Origin of the sequence: Acinetobacter sp. Ver3 (assembly GCF_000632455.1) — a bacterium.
Taxonomy (GTDB): Bacteria; Pseudomonadota; Gammaproteobacteria; order Pseudomonadales; family Moraxellaceae; genus Acinetobacter.
Genome location: NZ_JFYL01000037.1, coordinates 1 through 23,021 on the forward strand (window position 1 = coordinate 1; position 23,021 = coordinate 23,021).

The 23,021-nt window shown below is 36.1% G+C and carries 14 protein-coding genes and 1 pseudogene; 6 read left to right on the forward strand and 9 right to left on the reverse strand.

Going from position 1 to position 23,021, the window contains the following annotated elements; translation table 11 throughout:
* Positions 1-22: 22 nt before the first annotated feature.
* The 7 genes and pseudogenes from CL42_RS10380 to CL42_RS10410 form a co-directional block, all read right to left on the reverse strand.
* Positions 23-703: a GntR family transcriptional regulator gene (locus CL42_RS10380; RefSeq protein ID WP_035267952.1), complete on the reverse strand. Its 681-nt coding sequence runs from the start codon at positions 701-703 to the stop codon at positions 23-25.
* Positions 704-910: 207 nt separating this feature from the next.
* A pseudogene (locus tag CL42_RS10385) lies at positions 911-2,293 on the reverse strand (methylenetetrahydrofolate reductase C-terminal domain-containing protein).
* Positions 2,294-3,301: 1,008 nt separating this feature from the next.
* Positions 3,302-3,703: a hypothetical protein gene (locus CL42_RS10390; RefSeq protein WP_035267954.1), complete on the reverse strand. Its 402-nt coding sequence runs from the start codon at positions 3,701-3,703 to the stop codon at positions 3,302-3,304.
* Entirely contained in the window at positions 3,696-4,802 is a 1,107-nt protein-coding gene (locus CL42_RS17410; RefSeq protein WP_212771597.1) for a hypothetical protein, read from the reverse strand. The genes CL42_RS10390 and CL42_RS17410 overlap by 8 nt, the downstream gene beginning before the upstream one ends.
* Before the next feature lie 73 nt (positions 4,803-4,875).
* Entirely contained in the window at positions 4,876-8,130 is a 3,255-nt protein-coding gene (locus tag CL42_RS10400; protein ID WP_035267955.1) for a type I restriction endonuclease subunit R, read from the reverse strand.
* Positions 8,127-9,530 (reverse strand): restriction endonuclease subunit S, encoded by a 1,404-nt coding sequence (locus CL42_RS10405; protein WP_051586586.1) that lies wholly within the window; start codon positions 9,528-9,530, stop codon positions 8,127-8,129. Before CL42_RS10405 ends, CL42_RS10400 begins: the two co-directional genes overlap by 4 nt.
* Positions 9,530-11,851 (reverse strand): type I restriction-modification system subunit M, encoded by a 2,322-nt coding sequence (locus CL42_RS10410; RefSeq protein WP_035267956.1) that lies wholly within the window; start codon positions 11,849-11,851, stop codon positions 9,530-9,532. The genes CL42_RS10405 and CL42_RS10410 overlap by 1 nt, the downstream gene beginning before the upstream one ends.
* 122 nt (positions 11,852-11,973) lie before the next feature.
* Between CL42_RS10410 and CL42_RS10415 the strand changes: the two genes are divergently transcribed.
* A complete protein-coding gene (locus CL42_RS10415) occupies positions 11,974-13,032 on the forward strand; it encodes a competence protein CoiA (protein WP_035267957.1) in 1,059 nt (352 codons plus the stop codon).
* A 30-nt stretch (positions 13,033-13,062) separates the two neighbouring features.
* Here the strand turns inward: CL42_RS10415 and CL42_RS10420 are convergent, their stop codons facing one another.
* Positions 13,063-13,479, reverse strand: coding sequence for a hypothetical protein (locus CL42_RS10420; RefSeq protein WP_155756978.1), 417 nt, complete (start codon positions 13,477-13,479; stop codon positions 13,063-13,065).
* A 533-nt stretch (positions 13,480-14,012) separates the two neighbouring features.
* On the opposite strand from CL42_RS10420, the gene CL42_RS17535 reads away from it, so the two are divergent.
* The 3 genes from CL42_RS17535 to CL42_RS10435 are packed head-to-tail and all read left to right on the forward strand — an operon-like array spanning position 14,013 to position 19,591.
* Positions 14,013-14,384, forward strand: coding sequence for a hypothetical protein (locus CL42_RS17535; RefSeq protein ID WP_228133258.1), 372 nt, complete (start codon positions 14,013-14,015; stop codon positions 14,382-14,384).
* Positions 14,374-16,551, forward strand: a complete 2,178-nt coding sequence (locus CL42_RS10430) for a hypothetical protein (RefSeq protein ID WP_035267965.1) — start codon at positions 14,374-14,376, stop codon at positions 16,549-16,551. Before CL42_RS17535 ends, CL42_RS10430 begins: the two co-directional genes overlap by 11 nt.
* Entirely contained in the window at positions 16,544-19,591 is a 3,048-nt protein-coding gene (locus CL42_RS10435) for a tyrosine-type recombinase/integrase (protein WP_035267980.1), read from the forward strand. Before CL42_RS10430 ends, CL42_RS10435 begins: the two co-directional genes overlap by 8 nt.
* A 5-nt stretch (positions 19,592-19,596) precedes the next feature.
* On the opposite strand, the gene CL42_RS10440 is transcribed toward CL42_RS10435, so the two are convergent.
* A complete protein-coding gene (locus CL42_RS10440) occupies positions 19,597-19,920 on the reverse strand; it encodes a hypothetical protein (RefSeq protein WP_051586587.1) in 324 nt (107 codons plus the stop codon).
* Between the two features lie 728 nt (positions 19,921-20,648).
* Here CL42_RS10440 and CL42_RS10445 point away from each other — a divergent pair.
* Both CL42_RS10445 and CL42_RS10450 read left to right on the forward strand, forming a co-directional pair.
* A complete protein-coding gene (locus CL42_RS10445) occupies positions 20,649-21,941 on the forward strand; it encodes a type II toxin-antitoxin system HipA family toxin (protein ID WP_035267967.1) in 1,293 nt (430 codons plus the stop codon).
* 620 nt (positions 21,942-22,561) lie between these two features.
* A complete protein-coding gene (locus CL42_RS10450) occupies positions 22,562-22,888 on the forward strand; it encodes a helix-turn-helix domain-containing protein (RefSeq protein ID WP_035267969.1) in 327 nt (108 codons plus the stop codon).
* Positions 22,889-23,021: the final 133 nt, after the last annotated feature.

The window sequence follows — 23,021 nt, forward strand, 5'->3', positions numbered from 1 at the left end:
CTATTTTTTTTAATAATTTATCCTAAACAGTCGAAAATATTTTAAGAGTAATTTTCTTCACGTCCTCAATACTATGTAAGACATGATGTTCTGCTAAATGGATCGCCCCATCAGCATCACGAGCTAAAATACATCTAAGTATTGCAGCATGATCTTGATAAGCATGCTGGATATCGAATTCACGCATGGCGCCTAGACTGAGCACAATTCGGATTTTTTCACTGATTTCATGATGAATCTTGGCGATTTGACGATTTCCTGCAGCTCTAACCAAGGCACAATGAAAATCTTCACTTTGCAGCACCAATGCTTGGGTGTTCTGGTTATAGTCCTGTTCGTCTACAAGCCATAATCGCTTTAAATTCTGTAATTCTTCAGATTGCTCATGATCCATTACGCATAAACGTTTAACAGCCTCTTTTTCCAAGATCATACGTAAATCAAAGAGCTCCTGATAAAAGGTAAAATCTAAAGGCTTAATTTCCCAACCACTGCGGAAATGCACATTCACATAGCCTTCCTGTTCAAGACGATACAGTGCTTGCCGTGTTGGGGTACGGCTGACCTCATACTTTTCAGAAAGGTCCGTTTCAGTAAAACGTTGTCCAGGTTTGAGCTTAAAGCTAAAAATATCATCCTTTATTTGTTGATAAATCACATTAGCTAAATTGCCAGTGCCTGACTTAATGGGCGTTATGCTCATCCTTAATTCTCGTTTTACATCTATGTAATAAATAAATTATAGAGTCATCATGAGAATTTAAGAATCAGTAAATATGGATATATAGGAAAATAGATTAAATTTTGGCTTTTAGATTTATAGGATAATTTAATTTAAGCCCCTATATAACGCTAATTAATAATTGCATTTCAATACTATAAATCAAACCATACAAGAAATTGAAAAGACTTAAACTTTTCCCAAAAACCAATTTTTCCAAGAACTGGTTCCACGCACTTCAACGGGTACGGTTGCAATCAGGGTATCTTTTAAAACGTCAGTTTGTCCTACGGCTTTGGCTAATCGGGCTTTTACAGAGTGAATGCATTCACGATCTCCAAACTCACATCGATCTAATGTGGTGCCACCGCAAGGACCATTTGCAAGTCCTTTAGGACATGTTTCAGGGCAAATATAAAAGTATCAGCCAATCTACATTGACCACAATTTTCGCAGCCCACAACCATATGTTTAGAGGTAAATTCGGTTTTTAACAAAGTTTTTGATGCTAGCTCATTATCCCAAAAGGACGATTTAAAAAATAAACCTACACCTTTAGAGATTTTGGACTCAAAAAGGGCTTTATGCATGACATGCAAATGATGATATTTAATCAGCTGACCTAATGTCGGTTGCGTGCATCATAAGTCAATTCTGGAACAAACTCATTTCCAGTCTTAATCTGCCAAAGAGATTTCCACCGTGCTTCTAGTTCGTCAAAATCATCATCTTGATATTGCTCAATATAATTTTGAAGAATCTTCTGTTCTTCTGACTTTTCACATGCTGAAAGATGAACACCATTAAAACCTAAAAGCTTACACATCAATATTTGTATGGCACACCGCTTATACGCATTTTCAGCCAATCCATTCTGTTTTTCCTGAGCCAACACTCTCAACATATAAGGTGTAATCACAATACCAGCGACTTTATTTTTGACTATAAAATTGGCCCGTGCCAAGCTCAGTGGCATAACGTAAGCCAGTATTTTTTGTTTGTAATGGTAATGTTTTAGAAAAGACTTTATCTCTTTTAAGGCATCCATGTCATACCCTAATTGGGTAATAATAAAATCTGCGCCGGCTTTAACTTTTTTATGTAATTTTAAATATTGAGCATAATGCTCAGCCTCAGTATATTTAAAGGGATTAAATGCAACACCTATATTAAAGCCACCATAATTCTTTGCGGACATCACTGCATTAATCGATTCTAAGTATCGGGTACGTTCAAATTGATCATCCCCATCACTATGCTCTTTAAGCTTATCACCAGTGATCAAAAGTAAATTTCTAATCTGAGCTGAACTAGCCTGATGAAGAAATAACTCGAAATCCTTAATATCACGACCTTTCCCTGAAAAATGCAAAACTTTATCTATTGATTTTGGATAATCCTGACTTGCTTCAAGGGTGCCATATCGTGATCCGATTGGACACGATCGGCAATGGCTACAAAGGCTGGAAAGCCCGCTATATTACGTGTTACCTGTTGGCTTTTGGTTGAGGTTAAATACTCTACTAAAATACAGATTTTTTGAAGTTCTAAGTGTTGAAAAAAATTAAGCATGTGTCTTGATTGACCGAATTTTTTAGACTGCAATCATTGTCTAAATCCAAATGAATAGATTTCATACACTTATTCAAAGATTTACTAAATTGAGTGTAACCCATATCCAAATTATCTATTAAATTTAAATAGCTTAGGAAAAATCGGCTTTTGAACAAGATTGTAGAACAATCATTAAAATTGATTAAATCAGGATATTCTATCTTTGAACTCTTTATTCCCTAAAGGTCACTATAAATAATTGATGTTTTAAGCTGTTACCATTTGCGTACCAAAATTTAAAAAATAAAAAACCACTTACGATTAATGCGCGTAAGTGGTCGTTTTATTTGGTGGGCCCAGACGGATAATAACTAACACCTACGCTATTGTTTTTATTATACTAATTAATTTCAAAAAATTATGGGATACAAGCTAGGATACATAGTTTAAATGTTTACTTTTTAATCAATCAAACTTTTTTCACCATAGAACTCCCCTACTAAATCGATCGTTTATATAATTTCGACAATACACAACTTCTTGGTAAAAGAGGAACCAATATCATTATAATAACAATTATCGACTTTAGTATGCTCTTTTACAATGGTGTATCTTATATATACTTCATCAACACGAATAGTGTCGTAGTGAAATGCTTGCTAGAACCCTCTCCCATATAATGCATTGCTATAAACAGTAGTACATCCAAAATATTGTAATAAAGTTATAAATAATGAATTTATTAACCGTAGTTATTCTGCAACTGTAGTAACTGCAAACATTTATTAATACTACTCAAAACAGGAAACTATATTGTAGGTAACTTCAATGGAAACTTATAAAATTTGGTGAATTGATAAATTGAATTATCTTTTAAATTTTCCGGCAAAGTTTCATCAAATCGTTAGTCTGGATAAATAATCAGACAATCCACAACAATATTGTGCATTTATTCATCAGCACTACCAAAGCATTTTAGAATTTTTCGATCTCGAGCGTATCTACATATTCGTTTTATATCACATTTCAACGACCACATATAATTTTTGCAAAACTTGAACCAATCGTATCGGGAATTATAGGTTCCATTTTCACATACGAATCTGTATAGCTATCAATCACTCTATTGCTTTTGTATTTAATCTCAGTTTTCAAACCAAGTAAATCCGCACTACAATTTACATGTAACATAGTTTTCGTATGATCCCCCACTCCGAGCCCGTCTTGCGAAATATCGTTAATAACAACTTTCTTGATCCAAAACTGAGTTACATTACTCGATATAGTAGAATAACTTATCGGCACTTTTCTAATACTTTGTCTATCTAACTCATATCTAAATTCATTAGTTTCACCCAAATATTCCCATTCAGATGCTTGAACAGACGAAATACCACATAGTATTATTGCCAAAAAAAACTTATTCATAACCAACCTCTAATTCATTGTTCTCTTCTGCCCCAGTATCACCACCATTTGCAACCGATTCAGACTCTAGCTGTTCAGGTGCATTACTGGTATTTTTATTAAAATTCTGACTCATCTCAACACCTAAACGAGAATCATAAGAATTATTATGAGAATATGAGGCTGAATTTTCTGTTGATATGCCACTATTAGTTTCAGATTTATAACGTCTTTCTTGTACCTTTTTACTTAACAGGCTTATCAATTGAGTTTCAATTATTTTTTGGTGATCAGATGCCAAATGACTTGTATTCGTAGGGATATAATAATATTTGTAATTTCGAGATAAAACTCTATCATCACTCAAATATTCATTCCGAATAAAACCCATGTCTTTAGAAACGGTAGAATCCACAAGCCTTGCAGTATTATCTAAATAGACACAGTAAAGATTATCGATTTCTGTATTTACATAACAATCACGAACACCTCTTGCCACTCCAGAAATACCCGACTCAGACATTATCTTTAAAAATTCATCGACGGCATAAATCATATAATTATAATTATCTTGAATATTACTATCTGGTAAATAAGTCTCTTCAATTTTGCCATCAGTTGTATCGCTATAATGATAAGATGTTGAAGAATTCTCTGTAGACTCATCAGCAGGCATTGTTTCATAATAAGGAGTCCCTTCTGTATTTTTAGCCTCATTAAGAACAAAAATTAGTATTACGCCTAGTGCCCCCAAACCCAGCATTGAAAAAAGAAAAACATTCTTTGAGTTTTCTTTTTTTGGATTAATCGTTTCATCTAACGGTGAACTGTCATTACTAGATAAGCTTTCATTACGGTATGGAGACAAAGGTTGCGATTGAGGTTTTTGAGCTATTTTTTCTTTAAATTTATCAAAAGCAACAAAAAAACTTCCAAATACTAAAAATGCCAACCCTAAAGTTAAAGGTACAATGACAGAACCTAAAATAAATACACCCACTACTCCCAAAAAGCTATGAGGTTCAATAATAGAATAAGCAACATAATAAGGTAGCAATAATAATGACAAGTAAATCACTATATATGCCGCTAGATATAAAAACCCCAAGAAATATGCCATAACACCCCCTAAATTATTTCAGAATTGATAAGTCTGCAAAATGACCATTTAAAATTTAACTTTGAGCTTACTATTAATGATCTCTATTGACTAACACATCATAAATAATATGAGCAAACTGCTTCATTTTGGCAGGATCACTCATCAGCTGTGTCATTTGCTCCATGTGCGCTGCATTACTATCTAACACTGCATCATCAAGTGCAGTATCAAACTCACCTAGCATCGCTTGCTCACGTGGATTGTTGTAAATCTGCGTCATCATCCGTGTGTTTTCAGCCATCTTATCTGCAACGGTATAGGCATAATTAATCATGTCTTGATCCGTTAAGTTATCCGTCACAAATAAATCATTCACACGGCGCAAAATTTGCGACAAGAAATCCTCCTTCTTATCCTTCGCCTTCGCAGTACCCATATCATTGGCTGGTTCAAGCTTATGTTCTGTACTATTAGCCTTAAGCTGAATATCCTGTTGACGTATTTTAGACAAACGGTAATGACTCATTGCAACATTGCTTAGGTCAATTTCATCTTCATCTGCCACTTGTTCACGAAGTAAAGGACGTAAGTTTCGTGCAAATAAACTCAGCTTTTCTAGGTCTTTATCATCATATTCCACGATCTGAGACATGAATTCATAGAAACGTGTAAAGCTACCTAAATCCTTTTTAAAGATTTCTAAGCTATCACGAGCTTTTTTCGCCTCTGAAAATTCATTTTCTGCATTGGCAATCAATACGGCGTCACCAGTTTGCTTACTACGTTCTAAACGATTCTTAGTGACATCATAATCATTCACTGCTTCGGTATAGCGCTGCTGCCAGCGTTGCATTGCAAGTTTGCAGATATTGGAAAGTGCTGCATTAGATTTATTCTTGCTATAGAACGCCGTGCTAAATTGCTCTATCTCAGTCCATAGGAAAATCCCTGCTGATTTGAGCTTTTCAAACAGGTCATACACTTGGTCAGGATTAGACACATCTGCCAATTCTGCGGTTTGGTAATACGGTTGGAAGGCATCTAAAATGTCTTGTGGCTCATTAAAGAAGTCCAACACAAATGTACCCGTTTGCGCTTTGGTTGGATAAGTACGGTTTAAGCGAGAGAGTGTCTGTACGCACTCCACCCCACCCAATTTCTTATCCACGTACATGGCACAGAGTTTCGGTTGGTCAAAGCCTGTTTGGAACTTATTCGCCACAATCATCACCTGAAAGTCATCCCTATCGAATGCCTTACGCATTTCACGACCTTTCAAGTTTGGATTCATATTGCTTTCAGTGAACTTCTGCCCAATTAAATGACCGCAATTGGCGTCATTGTCGTTAAATTCAACTTCACCTGAGAATGCCACCATTGCCTGAATATTTTCATAATTCTGTTCCGCAATGTATTTATCAAAGGCTTGTTTATAGCGCACGGCTTCTTTACGTGAACTGGTTACCACCATCGCTTTGGCTTGGTTATTCAGTAAGCCCATAATATTCTTTTTAAAATGCTCAATAATGATATGCACTTTTTGCGAAATATTATGATCATGTAGGCGCACCCACTGATTCAGCTTAATCTTAGCTTTCTTCGCATCAACGGTATCGTCTTTTTCTTCAATCTTCTGTTTAAGCTTATAAATCACTTTATAGTTGGTGTAGTTTTTCAGTACATCTAAAATAAAGCCTTCCTCAATTGCTTGGCGCATTGAATAGACATGGTATGCCACAGGAATATTCGTTTTAGACGGTGGCATTGTTGGGTCAGGCAAACGACCAAACAGCTGTAAGGTTTTATCCTTAGGCGTTGCAGTAAAGGCATAGAAACTTAGGTTCTGACTGCCTTTACGTGATGCTATCACTGCATCTAGCACGTCTTCTGAGGAAAGATTGTCATCTTCCTCACGTTCTTCAATCATCAAGGTTTCTTTGAGCTGACGTGCAGTCGAACCGCTTTGTGATGAATGCGCTTCATCGGCAATCACGGCGTATTTACGTTCTTTCAGACTGGTACTATTTTCAATCGCACTAAGTACAAATGGGAAGGTCTGAATGGTCACAATAATAATCGGTTGCGCCATTTCTAAGGCTTTTGCCAATTTCTCAGATTTAGAGCCATCGCCTTCTTTATTGTTAATCCGAGCGACGACGCCGTCGGCATGTTCAAATTGATAGATGGTGTCTTGTAGCTGTGCATCCAACACAGTTCGGTCTGTCACCACAATCACAGAATCAAACATCTTCTTGTTGTCTGCATCGTGCAAACTTGAAAGCTGATGTGCTGTCCATGCAATCGAATTGGATTTACCTGAACCTGCGCTGTGCTGAATCAGGTATTTTTCGCCTGTGCCTTCTTTGAGTGAATCCTCAACCAATTTGGTTACGACTTTCCACTGATGGTAACGTGGGAAGATCAAACTTTCTTTTTTGTATTTACGTCCTTCCCAATCTTCCTTTTCATCAATTTGCAGATGGATAAAGTTACCGACAATATTCAGCAAGCTATCAGGAGTTAAAACTTCATTCCATAAATATCCTGTGGCATATTCATTTGGATTTTCGGGCACATCATTACCTGCACCTTGCGCCGATGTACCTTTGTTAAATGGCAAGAAGTAGGTGCTATCACCATTTAAATGCGTCGCCATATAGACTTCATACTGACTGACAGCAAAGTGTACCAATGCACCCCGTTTAAACATCAGCAAGGGTTCAGGCTTGTTGGTTTCAGGGTCTTTCGGCAAGCGAGTTTTTCTGTACTGTGTCATGGCATTTTGCACAGCTTGTTTAAACTCTGACTTGAGTTCCATGGTTGTCACAGGGAAACCATTGATAAACAGCACAAGGTCTATACGCCATTTTTTGGCTTGTTTACCTGTTGCTTGTAATTCGGCTTTATTCGCGTATGGGCTATAGACCAGTTCAGGCACAACACGGCAAATGTTTTGTTTATAGCGTTCATTTAGTTCAGGGTTTAAACCATGTTCAGGTTTAAACTGACAAAATGAAAAACGTACGCCGCGGGTACGAATCCCATGACGTAATACACCCAATGTGCCATAGCTACGAGATTGTACATCCGTCGCATTGATATCGGCTTTTTTCAGTTGCGCTTCAACGGTATCTAGAAAATGGCGTTCGGTGTCATTGGGGAAAATGCTTTTAAACTTTTGCCAATCCTTGTCTTGGGTGTTTTGTACAAAGTCCAAGAGGTCTTGGGTATACAGAGCTTTTTCACGGTTATAGCCTGTACCTGAGCCAAGTTGCCAACCGTGCGACTGCATTTGGCGAATGATGTCTTGTTGGAATTCCGTTTCTAAAGTTGCATCCTTTCTCATGCGCCAAGCTCCGTATTCGCCTGATTGTTGTTATGGTTGGGGTTTTGCCAATTTGTGACGTCAATTTTGCCTGTCACCGCAGAGGAAATAAGCGCTGTACGGCGTTCTTGCATCAGTTGAATGGCTGATTGAGCTTTATCAATCAGATTATCCATTTTGCTCAATTCAACTTTTAAAAAGTCAATGATTGCATCTTGCTCAGATAACAATGGTAGAATAATTTTGACGTTTCTTAGACTATCAACACCTACATTCCCTTGAGTATTTGAATTAATCTGCTGTTGAATTGCTTGTAAGAAAGCTTGGGACTTTAAATAATAAGATAAATATTTACCCGTTGTTCTTAATGGATTGGATTTAATAGTTACACATGAGTATGAAACTAAAAACTCTTTATCTATATCTACATACGACAAAGTTCCAATGGTTGCATATCGAGCAAAAATAATGTCATCTTTAGTTGTTTTAATTTTTCTAGATAGCTTTTGATAATCTGAATAGGCAACTTTTTTACAGCTTTCAAAGTCAATCTCACTAACAACGTCTTGTAAATCTCCTGTCATTACATAAGGGATTCCTTCATCTACAGAATTTGGCATGTAATGATCGATGTCACTAACAGTATTTATAGCGTAATCAAATTTAAGAATTTCCCAATGCTCAGGCACTTGCCCTAACCATTCCACACCTGAATCTTTCATGTTTACATCAGGATTTAAACCTTTGGTCACAGCATGGCTAATCACCGCTTGACGCTTTTCTTTAAGCAGTTCAATCAGCTTTTCTTGTTTGGCAATCAGGCTATCAATTTTTGCGGTTTCATGGTCGAGGAAATTTAGAATAAGCTTTTGTTCTTCAATTGAAGGAAGGGGTAAATTCAAGCTCTTAACAATTCCTGAATTCAAACCATGCATAATTGACCCCTTACCAAAAACTTGAATTTGGTAAGAAATTTCTGGCGACTTATCTATGAGTAATTTAAAGAATTCAGGCAGGATTTGATTTTCTTTAACTCGGACTCTTAATAAATGTGAATCAATAATCCCATCGTTAATATCTGAGGGTACGATTTCACATTTACCACTTGTACCCATCATTGTGATCAGAATATCTTGTGGAAAAATTCGGTAAACTGACATCTCCTGAAATTTAGTTTCAGAAATTTTCCTTTTACCCAAAGAAAAATCTTTTTTGATTACATTCTCTTGTCCATACACAGAAAATCCATCATCAACCATATCTTCAAGTTTCAGAGCACTACCAAATGGTCCTATTTTTATCCCCTCAGCTCCATCTTTTAACAAATATCTGACTTGCTTGATGTGCCATTCTTTTGGGATTGATTGGATACCTTCTACATTGGTAGAAATAAATTCGGATCTTAAATCATACTTTGCCATTAAGAATGCACCTCTTGTAGAAGTGCCATAATTTCACGGCTTACCGCATCCAAATCCGCATCAATCTCACTTAAATCACGTGGCGGTTCATACACATAAAAATGACGGTTAAATGGAATCTCATACCCTACTATGCCAATTTCACCATCTTGTGCATCACGCTTATCAGCATTGATCCACGCATCAGGCACATGCGGCCCGACCTCACGCTTAAAATAAGACTCAATTAAATCGGTAGTGCTGACATTTGGATTTAAGGCAATGTTTTCCGCATCACGTAAATCACCATCTTGTACGAACTCAACCACTTTGCCCTTATAGCTAAACTGACCATAAAGCGGATTTTCAGCACCTTTCACTACTTTATTGATGACAGGTTCAGCATCGGCATTTTTCCATGTAATCGCATCAATAAATTGCTTTTTCTCTTTAGTTTCAAGTTTGATGTTGGTATCTTTTAAGGCTTGTTTGAATACATCATCAAAGGCATTAAAGTCATCAAACTGCGCTGTACCTATTTTGGCTTGTAAGGCTTGGGCTTTATTTAATAAGGTGCGTTGCTCTAACCAAAGCTTTGGCTCAAGTACGGTCTTAATGTCTTTTTCTTTCAGTTCGCTAAATTCGGCTTTAATCAGCGCACGAATCTCAGCTTCATACTCAGCCAATTGACCATAGCTGTCTGCTGTCCATGTATTGCCATAATCGTCATAAAGCTTTTGCATCACGGCATTAAATGGCTTCGGTGCAAAACGTAAAGTCGCAATACGCTCATCATTCACCTGAGCCGATAAACGTAACGGACGCTCAATAGTCACACGGCGGTAGCCAAACTCATAGCTATTAAAAATCTTGCTTGAGAATGTTTTAGCCGTTTCAGTTTTAGGGCTTGCAGATTGACGACCACGATTCGATTTTACCTCGGCAGGTTTATCCAGCTCACGAGCATCCATCACCTCAAAATTGCCATAGGTGCGTGTAATGAGGGCAATATCTTCTTCGCTCATTTCATTACGTTTAGAGCCAAGTGACTTACGCATTTTGCTATACAGGTTACTACCATCTATAAGCTGTACTTTGCCTTTGCGCTCGGCGTCTTTTTTATTGCTGAGTACCCAAACGTATGTGGCAATACCTGTGTTATAGAACATATCTGTTGGTAAGGCGATAATCGCCTCTAACAAGTCAGCTTCTAAGATATAACGACGGATTTCACTCTCACCACTGCCTGCACTGCCTGTAAAGAGTGGTGAGCCATTCAGGATAATACCAATACGGCTACCTTGTTGATTCTCGGCATTTGGCTCTCGCATCTTGCTCATCAAGTGCATTAAGAACAGTAATGAGCCATCAGATACACGGGGCAAGCCTGCACCAAAACGACCCTTAAAGCCTTTTTGCTCATGCTCAGACTTAATATCGTCTTCAATTTTTTTCCAATCCACCCCAAATGGCGGATTCGATAGCATGTAATCAAACTTGTCATGCGCCAATTGGTCATTGGATAAGGTATTGCCAAGTTTGATGTTTTTTACGTCCTGACCTTTAATCAGCATATCGGCTTTACAAATGGCATAGGATTCAGGATTTAACTCCTGACCATAGACACGAATCACCGCATCTGGGTTATGTTCACGCACATATTCAGTGCCTGATGATAGGAAACCACCCGTACCCGCTGTCGGGTCATATACCGTGCGGATAATGCCCTCTTTATTTAAGGCATCATCATCTTTTCCAAACACAATACCTGTGGTCAGGCGCACAATGTCACGTGGGGTAAAGTGTTCACCTGCGGTTTCATTTGAGCTTTCCGCAAAACGGCGGATCAGCTCTTCAAACACCAAGCCCATTTCGTGATTGGATACGGCGCTATAACTTAAGTCCGTTGCAGCAAACTTCTGTACCACTTTATACAGTAGGTTGGCATCATCCAATAAGCCGACAAATTCATCAAACTTAAAATGCTCAAAAATCTCACGGGCATCTTTAGAAAAGTGCTGAATGTAGTTCATCAGGTTGGCACGAATGTCCTTTTGCCCAAGGCTACCTAAATCCAGTTCTGAGGTATTACAGAACGATAAGCCATTGGTGGCTTTAAGCAGCATCTTTTCTTTGGCTTCCTCAGGCAGTGGCATTTGTTTTACTTTTTCATTGGCTGCCAATACATTTGCCTTGCTTGCCTCTAGTACACACTCCAAACGGCGTAATAAGGTAAATGGTAATATCACACGCCCATATTGCGATTGTTTAAAGTCACCACGTAGAAGGTCAGCTACCGACCAAATAAAGGCTGCTACTTGAGAAAAATTATTATTTATCATTGAATAAAAAACCACTTGCCCGAAAGTATAAAAACTTGAAATTTATACTGTTGATTGTGCCTGATTTACAACGCAATTTGCTAGAGATAGACTGTACAAAAGACTATTAATTCGTAGTACTTATGGGTTTTTTAAGCATTATAGAAAATAAAGAAATTTATAGTTTTATGCTCAATGATGAGCAGTGGGATAGACTCAAAGATAAATATAAAAATCTCAGCATGTATATGCCTTGCTGTCAGACTCGTGCCATTCCTAAAAAGAGTAAATTAGGCACACAATATTTTGCACATCATCCCTCAAGCAGTTGTGGTTTTAGCTCTGGTGAAAGTCGTGAACATCAGTTCTGTAAATATCTCATCTTAAAATACTTACATGAGAATGGATGGACAGTAACGCCTGAGTTTCGTGGTCAAACACCTTCTGGTGAAACTTGGATTGCTGATATTTATGCCCAGAAGAATAACGCCAAAATTGTAATTGAAATTCAATGGTCACTTCAAAGCATTGAAGAAACCAAGCGCCGTCAGGAAAAATACAAACAATCAGGGATTCGAGCCGTCTGGTTTATGCGAACCACTCAAAAAAATAAATGGGATGTCTTAGATTATCAAAGCTATGACTTACCTGTTTTTTCAATTTGGCTGAACAAAGAAAATTATCAATTGATGGCTAGTGGTGTATTCCACAATTGGGACGACTCCGATTTAGTGGAAATTGAATTTATAGATTTTTTCAAAGCACTGATGACTGGTTCCGTTCAGTATTCCTTAAAACCCAATGCAAAGCGATCTATACAGATCTCAATGAACAGCAATCAGTGTTGGAAATGTAAAAAGCAAACCAACACCATTGTGGAGATTAATTACTTTATTCCACATGCCAAAGGATATACTAAAATACACAGCTTAAATATCGAAAGACTTTCACATTCTCATTGTGAGATTCTAAATCACCCCAGTCTAATCAATTCATATCAGTATGGCTTGCTAAAAAAACGTTTTAGTAAAACCCGTGGTGAAGCCTATGTATCTAATGGCTGTTTTCACTGCGATGCTTTACAAGGTGCATTTTTTTCACATCACGAACGTGATACACAAAATATGAAACATAGCCAATTTATCGATGTACAAATTGACCATGACACTCAAATTGATGGGCTGTGGTTTTATTTAGGGTGACTATGCAGAAGCCCAAATCTGTTTTAATTTCTATAGTTGTTCTTTAGCTAAGTTCAACAAAGCTTCTAGTGCAGGTAATTTATTCGTAGCACCTGTCATACTAGGTGACGTGTTCAAGTACTGTATTAAAGGCTGTAAGAGCTTTTTGTCACTTAAATCTTCAATACTAATCGGTAGTTTTGGCAACATTAAACTCTTTCTTGAAACTACTCTTTTTTTCATACCTTTATATTGTACTGGGATCACATCATCCACTTTTTCAACGATAAAACAATCGACTAAGCGAAATAACTTCGGAGGTTTATTTCCTGTTCCCTCAATAACCCACATCATATCTCCAGCTTGTGGATTTCCCTTGGCCCTCGTATATAAAATGGATTCAGGCAAAGAGCGATAATTTATCTTTGTATTATCAAAATTATGATACCCGATCCAATGCTTTGTCATAAAAAAATCCCAAACAACAAATATGAATGATACAGTATCCATAAAGTATCTAAATACAAAATAGAATAAAACCATCCACATTCAAAAACATAAAATCAATAGCTTATATTTAGATTTAGCTCTCTTAGCACTGTATATGCTAATTTTTTAAATCTCAAATTCAACAAAAACCACCCACATTTATAACCATTTTATTGACCTTCTGTTTAAAAATATTTTTTTCACATGCCTTTCCTTAAATAATAGTAACAAGGAGCATGATTATGAAATCTAGAGTTTTAAATTTTAAGAAATACACAAAAGTAAAGTTTGACTCATATCAAACTATTCCCATCCCTTATCCGCCTTTAAGCAAAATTTATCTTTGCTACGTTCAAATATTAAAGGCGGCAAAACTGCCTTCATTCTTTGATACAAAAACCAAGCTCGCTTATCCGACCATAGCTACAAACAATCAGCTCTTTTTTCTAGACAACTTTCTGCTTCTATATGCGATCCAAATACAAAATTTACCTATTAGCGGATGCTATATTTTGCAGACCGACATCGATTTACCTAGTCTTGAATATCAACTGAGTACACGCTTATTCACACTAATCACTGAACTTAAATTTGATATTAAGCAGATCAATCCAAATAACGTACTAAATGCATTTAACACATCACTTTCAAAGCATGCCATTTATGACTTTAATTCTACTCACACCGATAAACCGCGCTCTGAATTTTCACTCGATTTACTCTCAAAACTAATCGGCTGTAGCCGTAATCAGCTCTTATATCAACAAAAACAAATCAACAATGCATATTCAATTAAAGTGCAGCAACTCAAGCAAAAGTGTGTAGCACTCCAACACCCTCAACCAAGTGCAGAACTGTTTTGGAGCGCTCAACATGGAAACTAAAAGCATCATTCATCAATTATTACAGCAAGAATTTATCCATGAACATTATGCTGAGATACTAAGCCAATATTTAAAAGGCAAAGTCTATATTCTTGAGCTAAAACAATTATTAAATCCAGAGATCACCACAGAATATGATCACATTCAACTGTGCTTACTCTCACCGCCTAGCGTTTCTCAACATCCAATTTGCGCTTATCTTTATTCAGTAAAACAGCACTTACAGCATTCTGTAATACAGCAATGGGCGATCCACAATTTACATGCTGCATGTATTCTTAAATCTATCCAGAATAAGGGTAACAAAGACCATCAAACAACAATTATTAAAGTTCTTGATCGATTTAGGTTAGCAAATGAAGCTTATGACGCATCACAACAGGAAAAACCGCTCAGTAAATCTCAGCGTCAGTACCTATGGCTATGGCAACAGCTGCCTGAAGATGAAATAGGACTATATGAATTTGTACAATATTTACGTCGCTTAGAAACGAATCCCCAACTCACTCGTTTTCAATATTTATTACTGCTAGATCTACGGCGTTTTTATGATTATGTATTAGCACTCAAGCCCAAAAAGAATAATTCACCCTCAATCAAACATGTTAATGAACCCCATTATCTCGATGAACACGGCGCAATTTTATGTCATCCACAAGACATGCCACAAAAGGAAGATCCTGCCCTCTTCTACGAAAAATCCCAAGATGAGCAACCTGATTCTCAATATGCTGTAGATACTGCTCAAATATTCCCTCTAGCAACTCAATCAAGTTTCTTACAACATAAAATCAGCCAACTCACTCAACAACACATCATTCGGCAACAGCATGATTTTACGTGTAGCAAACATTACCCAGATTTCAACAGTTTGAGCCTACTGGTACAACATTGCTACCAACATTATTTAAACAACCCAAATAAAAATAAAGCCTATCTGTTTATCCTCCTGAGTTTTCTCAGCGGGGTTCCGATTGAACAATGGCTTAATCTGCAGATCAAACAACGCTATGCGCTCAATAAACGACAAAAACTGATTTTAGAAAACGAACAATATTTTTTACGCTCCAAATTTACGTTATTTGAAGATGCTAATTTTGGCTATAAAGATCAGTTACTCAATCAAGTGACCTACTTCGACTTACCGTTAGTCAAAGAGCTAGTAGAAGGTCTAAGAAAACCTCCCATAATAAAACAAGAACAGGTCGCACATGCTTTAAAAAGATGCCGTGAAGAACTGTTTATTCCTTCACTATCAACTAAAAAAATAAGTGTTTTATTACATCACTGGATTTACCAGCATACTAAAAACCAACAACTTGCCGACATCCTGACAGGCATTGATGCTAATCGATCTGTTTCTATTTCTTATTGTTCATACCCTATATACCGCTTACAGAAATGTTATCAAACAACTGTAAAACAGCTTTCTCATGATTTAGCACAACAAGTTCATTTTACTCATGATGAGCAACTACGGTTTGGGAGTTGCAAAGCACCCAAGCCACAGATAGTGACCGCAATATTTGCATATCTACACTACCAAATCATTCAAGCTCAACATCAAGGGAAAATGTTGGAGATGTTCAATCACTACAACATTTGGTTGTGGCACATTTTATTATTGTTCAGTGCTGCTCGACCTGTTAGCGAGTTTCCTGGCTTCTTAAAAAATTTTGATCTAAATCAACAATGGCTTTGGGTTTCAGATAAAGAAATTCATTCAAGAACGGATGATGGCCGTTTAATTCCACTGTGCGATTTTGTAGTGAAGGAAATCCGCAAATTCATAGCCTACTTAAAGCAGTTTCAACAACTATATCCAGAGCATAAGTCTCATCTTCAAGAAATTTTAAACAGTAAAAAACCACTGCTTAGCGTTTACCAACAAGGACAATGGCAAGCACTTAGTCCTCATATTATCGATCAATTCACCAATATCATGCAGCTCAAGCAGCCCAATTGGTTACGTCATACTGTACGAGCGTATCTCACAGAAAAAGCAGATGAAAATTTAATTCTAGCTTTATTTGGGCATGAGCAAAATCAGCAAGAAATGGGGCAAAAATTCTCAAGTTTTTCACTTCAACAGTATAAAGAACTCGCCAACGACCTCAACGATATGCAACACGCTTACCAAATTGATGGGATGTATGAAGATGCTTAAAGAAAAAAACTATGCACATGAACGGCGTGCAAAAAATAGAGATAAAAAAATCCGCAAAGAGCGCTTACAGGTTCAATTGATCATTGATGAGTTTCTATCACCTGAAAAACTACAGTTGGCACAACAATCTCAGAGCATTCCCGATCTTTATCACCAAGTGACTGAGCATTTGGATCAACATAAATTCAGTTTTTCTTTAAAAAAGGTATTTTATCAGCACTTTCGCAAACATATTATTCAATACAACCGTGCCAATAATACAGACTTACCACTCCCTACACAGCATCTAGTTTCTATTCAACGTAATCCTTTGCTTTTTAATGAATATTGGTTAGAGAATTCAAAATACATTACGTATATAAAAGAGCGGATTTGGCGTTATTGGCATACTACAGAACATTTTTCAGATGATGAAATTATTGGCAATCTTCTTATCAGTGCAATCCTGTACGGCGGACTTTCACATCAAGCGAGCTTAAATAATTTACTTGAACACCTTAAGTTAGATAACCCGATCTATCATATTCAGGCTCTACAACTACCAATCATTTTCCTTGAACCTCAATCGCCACACTATGGTGACTTGTATGATCCTAAGCATCCCCTCAAGAAATCACGAAATTTTGTACCTGATCGATTGACTCAACTGTGGATCCTTAGATTTAAAGCAAAGACTATCGATATCCAATTTGATTGCTGCGCTTATATCCGTTTCATTTTTAATGCATTAGAAATACCTTTCAATCTAAAGCAATTTAATCAACTCTTAGAGGCTTCCAGTCATTCATTAATGCAATTAGACAATGTCAATTTAAGCCCTGCGCTTGCCCTGTGTTTAACTGAAGACATAGAAACTTGTGGCTTAAGCCCTAGTGCATTTAAACGCTATCTTTCACCCCAGCTAATACCCTGCCATTCTGAACAAACTAAAGAGCCACTGTTCAAAAATATTAATTCCACGGCAAAAGAGGAACGATTACACACTGAAGATACTCTTGAGACACTTACTGCTTTGCATAAACAGATTTTGAGATTCTTCAAAAACAGCTATAAGACCTCTACAGACATATATAACTTTCTACACACCCAACATAACAGCCTGCCTGAAAATAGCAAACGGTTAGCTCTTTGGCTGTATAGCTTGTTTCATCCTGCTGTAGAAGATATTCACTCTATCGCTCAACTCTATCAGTTGGATTCAGCGAAATATTTGCTCCATATCTCGCAACAACAAAAAATTAGATATTCTTCAATTTATAGCTATTACACAAAACTCGCAGAGACTTGGTTACTCCACAGCAATGACTTTATAGAAGAACCTAACCTTAACGATCATTTGGAAGCGATCTATATCCGTATGTTAAGCAACGTAGATAAATCTAAATCTCAAAAATTTGATCTCATAAAACGATTTCATCAATTCCAACATGTCTTATTTGATGCTGAACCGTTCCCACTCGCACATGAAGGTAAACACTTAAGCTCCCCGAAAGCTGAAATCATCTCTGCAAAAATATTCCAACAGATGCTTGCGCGACTTGAATACTACAAAAGCCCAAGTTATACAGTACATGACCTAGAAATGCTCAGTATCGTATATACATTAGCATATCGTACGGGAACGCGGATTAATGAAATTCTTGGACTTCGAATAAAAGACGTGGAAGGCGTTCATGCCAGTTCGATTTGGATTCGCCCATATCGTGCCAAGCATCAACAACACTTACTTAAAACGGATAGTGCTGAACGCAATCTCAACATTCAAATTCTACTCACTCAAGAAGAGCATCTTAAATTTCAGTATTACTGTCAAGCACGGCGACGTGCTTATATGCCAAATCAATATTTGTTTACGACATGGAATGGAACAGATCGTCTAAAACCACATTTGGTGACACTCCCTTTTCAACGAATACTAGATACATTATTGCCGGAACATCGTTATTCTTTTCATAGTCTCAGACATACAGCAGCGAATAATCTCGCTTTGATATTAAACTTGAACTACGAATTTGTTTCTATTTTCACAGATTATTCAAACGATCATTACAATCGCATTAGGAATCATCTATTGCGCTCTAAAGCACCACAAGACAGCTGGTATTTAATTGCGCACCTGCTCGGTCATATTGAACCAACCGAGACCTTCCGAAGCTATATCCATATCAGCTATGTGATGGCAGGTTTTCAATTACGTCAATTTGACCCAATGCTTTCTACCCAAATTATTCAAAAAATCTGCCCAACTTTAATAACGCCGTTGAAACACACAAAAGAGCTTCATCTCAGCAGTTTTGACACTCAAATTCTTCAAGCGACTCATTTAATACTATTAGGCATAGATAAACATTCAAGTATGCCAATCAATAAAAAAGAAATTCAGCAAAAACCTACTGATGAGTGCATCTATGGTACTGCTCGATCAGAATATTCGTCTGCACTGATCTTAAAAATACTCAAAGCATTAGATCAGTCATATACACCTGAGCTTCTTTCTCAAAAGTATGATTTTCCGATTGAGCCAATCATGCGATGGCAGCAAAATTTACTCAAGCTCAAGCAACTCAAAAATCGTAAAAACTGCGCACGTTTCATTATTGATACGAATAAATCACAACGCATACTTCCACATATTGAAACGCAAGAGGAAAAACGACTATTAGAATATTTCTTTAAACAGCTCAATAAGTATCATTATGATGATGCAAATCTATTGGCTGCTATAGATATATTTGAAAAAAAAGCAAGTGTTTCACATGCGGGACTAATTTTTAATATGTCTGATATAAGACAAGCGAATATATTTTTGAGAGGGATTTATTCACTATTTCCAAATAAATATTGGAATGTAGCAATATCACCTGAAATTACTCAGGGAAAACTTATGGAGCGATTAGAATTTAAATTTCAATCTAGCAATACAAACAGCAGTTTGAGTAACTCTTTTAAAATCGAGCTAGTATCTCAAAACAATGCTAAAGCTTTAGCAGTACACCGCTATTGCAATTTGATTTTGCTTATTTTATGTATGCCGTTATAGCCAACTCACAACTGATCCAGCTGATAACCTGAATATTCATAAAAATCTTGTACTAATTTTTCATACACTTCAGAAAAGTTAATTAAATTTTCTCGCTGTAAGCCGTAGTGGTCAAAATAACGATCATCAATAAAGTAAGCTAAACCAATATGTGTATTGAGAGAAGTGGATACGCCAAGCCGTCTACAAAAATATGGGTTATATTGTAGCTGTAATGCTGTATCCATAATAATTTTAGACGCTACAATTTTGGACACATTACGAATATTCAATTGCCGAATGCTTGGATGCATCGATGTCAAGATACTATTCGCAGAATAATCCATCATAATCGTTTGGCCTTTTGTTAATTTAATTATTTATCAGATGATGATTTAGAGGCTTAACGTCGTTTCGTTAATCCCTAAACTGTACTTATACTTATATAAAAATATGTCTATATCGTCAAGTTTTTATTGTCTACTTAGCATTTAATATAAACTACGTTAGACTCAAACATTCTTCAAAATTCGATTAAAAAATAAGTTGGAAGTCAAAAAAACTAACTTAGCAAAAGTTAGTTGAATAAACGTGGATGTCTATAACCTCTATTGGTCATTTTGAAAAATGCTGATGAGACCTTCGCTTGAAAGCTTCTATAAGCTACTTGTCATATTGAACTTATATGGTCATTACATTTCAATGAGAAATAACGATCTGATTAATTCAGGGGTCCACCAAATAACATATACATTACAAAACCTACCTGATGCTGAAAGCAAAATAATCGATAAATTTATTATTCCAATATCGAGTGATCAAACTAACTGAAATCTTTGAATCCAATAATTAAAAAAACCACTTAATGGGGTTTTCTTAATAGCACAGCACAGCACAGCACAGTCTAATAATACTGATTATCCATAAATTTTATGTACATATTACATATTATGGTAAAATAAAATTGCAAATTTACAAGATTTGTTGGCTTAGAAACTCTTAATTCCAGAGACTAGTTTTTTATTAAAAATAATAAACTACTTAATTACATCCCTAATTTTTTTATTTAATCATATATATGGATAATTTTTGTACCATTCAAGTATTTTTAAATAATGAGTGGATTGACTGTGCAACTGTTGAACTCAGAGATCTAGAAACTAAAGGTTGGTTGGCTAAAACTGCAACATACTATTTATTTGATTATGCAATTGATTACATTAATTTGAAAGATAATCATGCTCTTTCAAATTATTATCCTGTAACTATAAATAGTAATCTTGAAACCACATGGCCAGCTTTTCTTATGGATTTATTACCACAAGGGTACGGTCGAAGAGAGTTATTAAAAAAGCTTAGTCACTCTGAATATGCACAAGAGCTAGCAGATTGGTCTTTACTTAGGACAGGAGCTAGTAACTGCATTGGAAATTTAAGGGTTAAAGAGGCACACGAATGGCTTCTATCTCAATACTCACCTCAACCAATAATAGGATTTTCATTAGAAGAAATCATCCAACGTGGTGAACAATTTCTAGAATATTTAACTTCTTTAGGTTTATTTATTAATGGATCTACTGGTGTCCAAGGTGAATGGCCAAAACTGTTATTGACGCAGAGTTATGATGACCTATTTTATCTTGATCACACACTACCAGATTACAAGGCAAAACAACACTGGTTGGTTAAGTTCAGCCGTGGTAGAGATGAACGTCTCAATAAAATTTTAATGCATGAACCACTGTATATGCAATTAGCAGAATATCTTGGCCTGAATGTATTTAAAAAGTTAGAGCTACATGGAAAAACATTGTTCATTCCACGTTTTGATAGAAAGGTAGATAATAATTGTGTTGAAAGAATAGCTCAAGAAAGTTTAGCCTCATTTGGTGGAAAAGCTGGCTTTGGAGTGGCAATGACCCATAATGAAGTTTGCCAATTAATTATGAAATATTGCAGTCATCCTGAACTTGATATCATCGAATACATTAAAAGAGATTTTGCAAATATTGCTTTAGGAAACAAAGATAACCATACACGAAATACTGCATTTCAACGACTCAATAATGGTTGTATTCAATTAACTCCTCTCTACGATTTCACTCCTACATGGATGCATCCAGATGGAATCTCTAGATGTACTAGATGGGAAAATGACGATTCTAATTGGAGAGAAATTACAAACTATATTTTACAAAATACTTCTATAACCGAGGATCAAATAAAATACACGTTTACTGAACAGCTTGACTTATACAAAGGCTTATTAACTAAAATGGAATCCATAGGAGTTGATTATGAGATCATCGAAAATTGCAAATATAGAATTCAAGATATTTGCCAACAATTAACATCAATTTGTCATAGATAGAAAAGCCTTCTCAAAAAAAATCTATATCATACTGATTTTTAAACTGAACGACTTCAGACGTTCAAGCATAAACTGAGGACGAAAAACATCGACTAAAAGGTGGTTTTAATAATTTTATGAGATGCGTTCCAATGTAAATTATAAATGATATGGTTGAAAACCCGATATCTCATCAAAAGCTTTAACCAATTTATTGCAAACAACAGAGAAATTATTTTTTTCCCATCTGTAATCCATCATGTATCGTGTGGTAATTATCATTTAAATAAGGTACTCCAAAATGTGTATTCTAATAATTATTTACACCCAGTTGAGGACAATAATCAGGGTTATATTGTAGCTGTAACGCCGGATTCAGGATGATTTTTGTCGCCACTATTTTAGATACATTACGATTATTAAGTTGCCGAATACTAGTGTCTGATACTCGGATGCATCAATGTCACAATACAACTCGCGGAATAATCCATCATGATCGTTTTACCTTTTGCTAGTTTAATTTTTTATCATGTGATGATTTAGAGGCTTCACGTTTCTTTAGTTAATCTCTAAACTGTTTCTACATTTATATAAAAATATGGCTATATCGCCATGTTTTTATTGTCCATTTGGCGGTAGTAATGACATTTGAATTAAACTCGAATAATTTTAAAATTCGATTGAAAGAAGCCCGAAAGATACGAAAGTTAACTCAGCAAGAGTTAGCTGAAAAAACAGGAATACCTGTGACATCAATCGCACACTTCGAAGCAGGCTCACGAAAGCCATCGCTGGAAAACTTTTATAAGCTTATTGTCATACTTAATGTATCGGCAGATTACATTTTGGGACGCTGTGAAAAAATGAGTACCACAGGGATTGATCCTATTACAAATGCTTTACAAGACTTACCAGAGTTAGAACGCAAAATGATTGAAAAATTCATTATCTCACTTCAAAAAGAATGAGATTGAAGGGTTAAAAATAATTTCAAAATAAGGGCTATTAAATGATATGGATAAATACATCGATATGAATGATACAATTTTTATCTAAATATATTTTTGATCTTGGAAAATAATTCTTAAATAAATCTCTTTC